The organism is Dyadobacter sp., assembly GCF_051859145.1.
GTDB lineage: Bacteria > Bacteroidota > Bacteroidia > Cytophagales > Spirosomataceae > Dyadobacter.
In genome coordinates this window covers 1-7,039 of the sequence record NZ_JBHYGF010000226.1, presented here as the reverse complement: position 1 = coordinate 7,039, position 7,039 = coordinate 1, and the positions used below count along the sequence as shown (strand labels likewise).

At 46.7% G+C, this 7,039-nt stretch carries 8 protein-coding genes; 5 read left to right on the top strand and 3 right to left on the bottom strand.

Going from position 1 to position 7,039, the window contains the following annotated elements; genetic code table 11:
• The 3 genes from ACTIE6_RS14110 to ACTIE6_RS14100 all read left to right on the top strand — a co-directional run.
• Positions 1-224 (top strand): hypothetical protein (locus tag ACTIE6_RS14110; RefSeq protein ID WP_439557254.1); only part of this gene is annotated, 224 nt, incomplete at its 5' end.
• Positions 225-289: 65 nt separating this feature from the next.
• On the top strand, positions 290-1,165 hold the full coding sequence (locus ACTIE6_RS14105; protein ID WP_439557253.1) for a diacylglycerol/lipid kinase family protein: 876 nt from the start codon (positions 290-292) through the stop codon (positions 1,163-1,165).
• Positions 1,166-1,199: 34 nt separating this feature from the next.
• Positions 1,200-1,532, top strand: coding sequence for a translation initiation factor (locus ACTIE6_RS14100; protein WP_439557252.1), 333 nt, complete (start codon positions 1,200-1,202; stop codon positions 1,530-1,532).
• A gap of 12 nt (positions 1,533-1,544) precedes the next feature.
• Here the strand turns inward: ACTIE6_RS14100 and ACTIE6_RS14095 are convergent, their stop codons facing one another.
• Positions 1,545-1,997 carry a hypothetical protein gene (locus ACTIE6_RS14095; protein ID WP_439557251.1) on the bottom strand — a complete coding sequence of 151 codons (453 nt, stop codon included), beginning with the start codon at positions 1,995-1,997 and terminating at the stop codon, positions 1,545-1,547.
• A 61-nt stretch (positions 1,998-2,058) separates the two neighbouring features.
• Positions 2,059-3,300 (bottom strand): ABC transporter permease, encoded by a 1,242-nt coding sequence (locus ACTIE6_RS14090; RefSeq protein ID WP_439557250.1) that lies wholly within the window; start codon positions 3,298-3,300, stop codon positions 2,059-2,061.
• Positions 3,301-3,428: 128 nt separating this feature from the next.
• Here ACTIE6_RS14090 and ggt point away from each other — a divergent pair, with 128 nt between their 5' ends.
• Both ggt and ACTIE6_RS14080 read left to right on the top strand, forming a co-directional pair.
• On the top strand, positions 3,429-5,195 hold the full coding sequence (gene ggt, locus ACTIE6_RS14085; RefSeq protein WP_439557249.1) for a gamma-glutamyltransferase: 1,767 nt from the start codon (positions 3,429-3,431) through the stop codon (positions 5,193-5,195).
• Between the two features lie 109 nt (positions 5,196-5,304).
• Positions 5,305-6,654, top strand: a complete 1,350-nt coding sequence (locus tag ACTIE6_RS14080) for a hypothetical protein (protein ID WP_439557248.1) — start codon at positions 5,305-5,307, stop codon at positions 6,652-6,654.
• A gap of 4 nt (positions 6,655-6,658) precedes the next feature.
• On the opposite strand, the gene ACTIE6_RS14075 is transcribed toward ACTIE6_RS14080, so the two are convergent.
• Positions 6,659-7,039: cupin domain-containing protein (locus ACTIE6_RS14075; RefSeq protein ID WP_439557247.1), on the bottom strand; the 381-nt coding region annotated here is incomplete at its 5' end.

Sequence of the window (7,039 nt, the reverse complement as noted above, 5' to 3'; positions counted from 1 at the left end):
CCGATTGGGCGGATGCGAAGGTGCAGGCAGCAAGCAGGATCAGGGTAAAAAGCCAGTTTCTCATATTTTTTGCAGATTTTTGTAAAACAGTTTTTCGGTCTTCCAATATAATGAAAGATTTGGTTGACGAAGACTTACAGCATTTACACGACAGTAATTCGCAGGAATGGGAAAGTTCAATGATCTTTTCAGCAAGATTGACAGGCAGAAATATCCGTTTATAGATGGTATTTACTACCTGTTCATTATCGTTTTTCTACTCATACTTTTCTTATTCTTCGCCTGATCAGTGGCTCGCTCCTTTCTCTTTATCCTCAATCCAAACTCGGGTACTTCAACCGGCAAAAGAACTGACTTCATTACTTCCCACATCCAGTCGATTGCGGATAAAGCTGGTTGCAATGCAGAAATCCTTTTTACCGAAGGCCGCGCGCATGCTACGCAGTTGGTGAAAGAACACGTTAACCGGCAAGATTGGGCTGGTATTGTGGCAGTGGGGGGAGATGGTACCATCAACGAAATCGCGCAGCCGCTGGTAGGCAGCAAAACGCCGGTAGGTATCATTCCGCTGGGTTCGGGAAACGGGCTTGCCAGGCATTTGGGAATTCCGATCTCACTGGATCAGTCTCTTTACAAGCTTTTTTCAGGTAAACAGATTACGATCGACACGGCGACACTTAATAACATTCCGTTCTTCTGCACGGCGGGAATGGGCTTTGATGCATACGTAGGTCACCTTTTCAGTCAGCAGAAAGTGCGGGGACTGGCTACTTATGTCAATGTTTCCTTCCGCTCCTACTGGCACTACAAGCCGCAGAGCTTCAAGCTGAATGGTGTAAAAACCAATGCATTCTCCATTTCGTTTGCCAATGCAGGGCAGTTTGGAAACAATGCCTGGGTAGCTCCGCAAGCTAATTTGCAGGACGGAATGCTCGATATCTGCACGATCAAACCTTTTCCGAAATGGTATGGTACCTCGCTTGCATATCAGCTTTTTACCAAACAAATGAAAGCCTCGCGTTTTATCGATTATCAAAGTGCAACCCGCGCTGTGATCGAGACCGAAGTGCCGCCACTGATCCACTACGATGGCGAGCCACTGCAGTTGACAACTGCGCGTATTGAAGTCAACATCAAACCTCAAAGTCTGCGCGTGATTGTCTAAATTCACATTACAAACAGGAATACAGTTTTAAGAAATGTCAAAAAAGAACCGCTCCGGGATCATTTATTCAACCAATCCCGATTTCGAGTTTAATGATGCCGACGAGGAAGCTGAGACTTTGCCGCCAAATCAGCAGGACCTGCGGGTTTGGCTGGAAAGAAAAGGCGGCGGGAAGGTGAGTACCGTTGTAAAAGGCTATGTTGGGAAAGTATCGGACCTGGAAGTTTTGGGCAAGCTGCTCAAAAATCTTTGTGGGAGCGGCGGGACTGTAAAAGACCACGAAGTCCAGATCCAGGGCGACCACCGCGACAAGGTTATCACCTGGCTGACCGGCAAAGGATATAAGGCAAAAAAAGCCGGAGGTTAGTCCGGCTTTGCATTATAGTACTTCGTTGGTATCGATTTCGGTGGGAGAAGGTAAAGGTTCCGTTTGCGGCCGATTATTTGGCATATTAGGCCGTCCCCCTTCCAGTACTTCCACATTGGTTACAAAATACTTGGTATCCCCATTCCAGGGTAACGCAAAAAATTTCTCTTCATAAGTCAGCGATACGCGGTGGCCGTTTGCAATAGCTTCTTCCAGCTTTGCGATTGCGTCTTTATTTTTCCCGCTCACAGAAAAGATCCATTCCGACGAATTCATCGTTCCGTCACCTTCATAAAGGCCGCCCATACGCAGCTCGCCTTCATAGGTTTTGAACAAATATCCTTTGTTGCTGAGCCTGGTAATAAAGCCGCCCCTTTTGCCTTCGCTGTAATATCCGAACGTGAGATAGTATAAGATTCCAAAGATAATCGCAAGAAAAATCGCGAATATGACCCATTTACGCATAAGTGTGAAATTCAGTGTTTATGATGAAAGCTAACTTCGGAAAACCGTTTGATTTTTCCTACTATTTCGCGCGGATTGCAATAACAGGGTCCATTCTGGCGGCAAGCATCGCGGGAATGATCCCGGATAGCACGCCGATCACACTGGATACCGTAAGTCCAAGGAGGATATTACCCGGTGTCAGCAGAATTTCGAGCGTACCCATTGGAACAAATGACAGTAGGTAAACCAGGAATATCCCTACCAATCCACCTACGAGACTAAGCATAACTGCCTCAAACAGAAATTGAAAAAGAATGGAATAGTTTTTCGCGCCAAGCGATTTCTGGATACCGATCAGGTTTGTCCTTTCTTTTACCGAAACAAACATAATATTGGCAATACCGAAGCCGCCCACCAGAATGGAGAAGCTGCCTATCACCCAGCCTGCGATTGTTAACACGGCGAACAATCCGGCAATTGCCTCTGCTGCCGCTTCGGGCCGGTTAAGTGAAAAATTATTGCCTTCCCGGGGCTTTATACCGCGTTTGGTGCGCATTAAGCCGGTTATCTCTGCTTCAACCTCCTGCATTCCCTCATCTTCCGGGAAGCCTTTGACAACAATATCAGCGCTCCTGCGACCGGACTGGAATAACTTTGAAAATGCAGTGAAAGGGATAATGCAGTTCTTATCGGGACTACCTCCAAAATCGACCAGGCTCTCCCCTTTTTTTACCTGTACCCCAACAATCGTGAATTTGTTACCAGCCAGCTTAAATGGCTTTCCTACCGCATCCTGACCCGGATACAAGGCAGCGGCGATATCCGCGCCTACCACAGCGACATTTCGAGCGTTGTTTGTTTCCAGCGGAATGAAGTAGCGGCCCGTCGCGATCGGGATTTCGGAAATCTGGTTGTACTCGAAAGAGACGCCCTGGATTTGCGCATTGATACTGTTCGAACCGTTTTTTAACGTTGTATTCCCCTTAAAATCCATTACAGCCACGGCGCTGGCACTTTCGAGGTTGTCGTATAAATATTTGTATTCTGCGTAAGTCGGCTCCGGCCACTGGAAATATTTCCACCACTGGTATTCGCCTCCGAAACCCCACGGCCATTTTTGAACATAAATAACCTTGTCGCCGATGAAGCTCATGCTGTCTTTAATGCTTCTTTCCAGTGAGTCGACAATGGTAAACACGGCAACGATGGCGAAAATGCCGACTGTAACCCCAAGTAGGGAAAGGATTGTACGCGTAATATTCGACTTCAGCGCCTGCCAGGCAAATCTGAAACTTTCTAAAACCTGTCGTAAAAATTTCATAATCACAGTCGGGACATATTCAATTCAAAAGTTAGCGGTTAAGCCTCTGATCCTGAAATAAATTGTTACAAAAGGCAAGAAAAACGGTCTGATTTGATATCTTACAACACGAACCTTACACTCCTGTTATGCAAAAACACTACACATTCTTCCTTGTTTTCTGTTTCCTTCCGTGGCTTGCAGCTGCCCAGAAACCTGTTCAGGAATCCAGTGGTTTTTACCAGTTCCTTTCCGACGATCCCAATCAAAAACCGTTTTACAGCGACAGACAAGGTGTTTTTGCCAAAAATGGCATGGTTGCCTCTGCGCATCCGGAAGCTTCAAAGGTGGGAGTCGAGATATTGAAAGCGGGAGGAAATGCGGTTGACGCGGCGGTAGCTGTGCAGTTTGCATTGGCAGTCGTGCACCCGTCGGCAGGTAACCTTGGTGGCGGCGGATTTCTGGTGCTGCGCAACAAGAGCGGAAAAAATTACAGCATTGATTTTCGTGAAAAAGCGCCGGCAAAAGGCCACGCAGATATGTACCTCGACAAAGACGGAAACATCATTCCAAGAGCAAGTACCCTGGGCCGCCTGGCTTCCGGTGTGCCGGGATCAGTAGCAGGAATGGCAGAAGTGCATGCAAAGCATGGGAAGCTTTCATGGAAGCAGGTTGTTCAGCCTGCAATAGATCTGGCGATGAGTGGCGTAGTGCAGACAGAGCGGGAAGCGCGTGGGCTGAATGCGGTGAGGAAAGATGTGGAAACACTGAATCCAGGCACTTCTTATTTCATTCACCCAGCCGGAAAGGAATGGGCTGCGGGTGATATTCTTGTTCAGAAAGATCTGGGAAAAGTATTGAAAAGGATCCAGAAAAAAGGGCGTGATGGTTTTTACAAAGGCAAAACAGCCCGGCTGCTCGTGAAAGATATGAACCGGAATGGGGAAGGAATCATCAGCAAAAAAGATTTGGCTGAATATCGTGCAGCTTGGAGGGAGACCATCGCTGAAAGCTACAAAGACTATAAAGTGATCACCATGGCGCCGCCGTCGAGTGGCGGAATTGCGCTCGTACAATTAATGCGCCTTACCGAACAGTTTCCATTAAGAAAATGGGGCTGGCATGCAGACTCCACCATTCAGGTGATGATTGAAGCGGAAAGGCGCGTTTATGCTGATCGCGCCAAGTTCCTGGGAGATCCCGATTTCGTGAAAGTGCCACAGGAGACTTTAATGGACAAAGAATACCTGGCTGGCCGCTGGACAGATTTCAACTGGAATAAAGCCACTGACAGCAAGGATATTAAAGGGGGTACTTTTCCCGGATATGAAAGTCTGGAAACCACGCATTTTTCGGTAGTAGACAAAGAAGGAAATGCGGTTTCGCTGACTACTACATTGAATGGAGGTTATGGAAGCCGCGTTGTAATTAAAGGCGCCGGGTTTTTCATGAACAATGAAATGGACGATTTCAGTATCAAAGCCGGCGCGCCGAATATGTACGGACTGATCGGAAACAAAGCCAATGCAATCGCGCCGGGCAAGCGGATGCTCTCCTCGATGACACCCACGATCATCGAAAAAGATGGTAAGCTTTTCATGGTAGTAGGTACGCCCGGTGGTTCGACGATTATAACTTCGGTGTATCAGACTATATTGAATGTACTGGAACATGGAATGAGCATGCAGCAAGCCGTGAATGCATTGAAATTCCACCACCAGTGGCTTCCCGACAAGACTACTTTTGAAGCCAATGCATTTTCAGAAGGCGCAATCAAAAAGTTACAAGAAAAGGGATATAACCTTGAACAACAAAGAAATACAATCGGCAGGATGGACTGCATCCTTGTCTTACCCGACGGGACGCTTGAAGGCGGCTCCGATCCGCGCGGCGATGACACAAGCGTCGGTTATTGATTGAATGCGGTCGGTGGACTTATAGATTATTGATAATTAATTGCAATTTGTTTGCAATAAGACTTAAATTCGAGTGTACAGAGTAACCATTTGTTTATTCGAATCTGCCATGAAAAAGTCTATATACTTCATTTTCCTGCTCCTTGCGCTGATTTCAGGATGTAAGAAAGAAGAAGACCCGGAAGTTGGCCCAAAGCCTGAGCCGCAAGCCGAAAACCCGACAAAAGCAGGAGAATTCCTGAAAGCCCTGACCGTAACAGGCGCTCAGCAAATTACTTTTGACTCCACTTCCAACAGCTATATGGTAAGCCTGCCCGACACTTACAGCGAACAGCAGGCCGAAGTCAAGTTATCGCTGCATTCAAATATCGGACTGGTCAACCAGAACGGTGAGATTACCAAAGACAGCATTATCCGGTTCGCATACCAGGGAGTTGCTCCATTGACGTTTGAGCTACACGAAAAATCCAATCGCGGTAAATTCTTCTTCAATGTTTACTTCAATTTTTCAGGAAAACCCAATATTACCCTGCTAAGTAAAGAATTGCCGATCAATGCGCAAGGGATTAATTTCCCGCTTCGTTTTGAGGCCAAAATGGGCAGTATTCCGTCAAGTCCAAATCAGGCCGGACCTATTTTAAGGGTTACCAACCCTAAAACGGGCTTTTCGACGGAGACAGTCGTGTATGATATAGGAGGCAGGATTGGACTGCAGAAGACAGAGACCCTGCTTACCTCTGATCCGCACAGGCTGGAAATCTTGTTTTTTAATCAGGAACCAGTTGTTTTTGAAGGAATTAAATTCACCCGCGACACGCCGATAGTTACTTTTTGGCCGGCGTATAAATACCAGCATACGAGGAAGGACACCATTGCGGCCACGGGCGGAATTTTCATACCTGAAGGAAAATACACAGTAACCTTTTCCAGCGACTTTCTTGAACAACCTGTAACTGCCGCAATGCGGGTGAACGATCATTCCAAGATCTCGCTTGACAAAATCCCAGCCAATTTAGAGGAAGGAGTGTATCTGCTTTCGTTTTACGAAAACAACAAACTGCTCGGGAAGAACAGTGTGTATGTCGGCAACTTTGAAACCAACTGTCTGGAAACGATCTGGAAAGGAAGTATCGAAAAAACGCATGAGCGAAATACTTTGCCCCTTTCTTTTAACAGAGGTGACGAATTTTACACCAAATCGCAGCCGCTCGATTACGGATCAGGAAATACCAATTTTGATGTAAACAGGCTCCCAAGACTTCGACTGAAATCGGCGGGCAAAACGGTTGATCTTGCTCCTGAACTCGTGGTTTATTACTGGGGAATAGCGGGAGTAAGCTATCCTTTAGGTAAATACAAAATTCCGGCTGATCTGCCAGTAGGAAAATATACGGTTACCGGAGTTTATACAAACCGGTATGAATCGAAGCCTTATTGGTCGAAACTGGAAGTGAAATAGCAGCCTAAATCCTGGTCAGCTCAGCGATCAATGTTTGAAATTCGGGATATTCGGCTTGTAATGCCGCTCTGTCTGCCATTTCAAAATCATGGAAATCAAAGCCAGGCGCGACGGTACAGCCGACCAGCGAATAGGAACTTCCGGCAGCTGGGCGAGAGCCAAACCAGGCTCCTGCCGGAACTACTGCCTGAAAAGTCTCTCCATTTTCGGGATCACTTCCCAATCTGATGATATGAAGTTTTCCGGTTGTTGGGTCAATTACAAAAATTTCCAATGCGTCACCTGCATAAAAATGCCACATTTCGTCCGACTTAATCCGATGAAATGCGGAGAAATTGCGCGCATCCAGCAGGAAGTAAATGCCTGTACTCACCGACCTGTTACC

Coding starts and splice junctions, on each gene's coding strand:
- ACTIE6_RS14100 (WP_439557252.1), top strand. CDS start 1,200: ATGTCAAAAAAGAACCGCTCCGGGATCATTTATTCAACCAATCCCGAT.
- ggt (WP_439557249.1), top strand. CDS start 3,429: ATGCAAAAACACTACACATTCTTCCTTGTTTTCTGTTTCCTTCCGTGG.
- ACTIE6_RS14095 (WP_439557251.1), bottom strand. CDS start 1,997: ATGCGTAAATGGGTCATATTCGCGATTTTTCTTGCGATTATCTTTGGA.
- ACTIE6_RS14090 (WP_439557250.1), bottom strand. CDS start 3,300: ATGAAATTTTTACGACAGGTTTTAGAAAGTTTCAGATTTGCCTGGCAG.
- ACTIE6_RS14080 (WP_439557248.1), top strand. CDS start 5,305: ATGAAAAAGTCTATATACTTCATTTTCCTGCTCCTTGCGCTGATTTCA.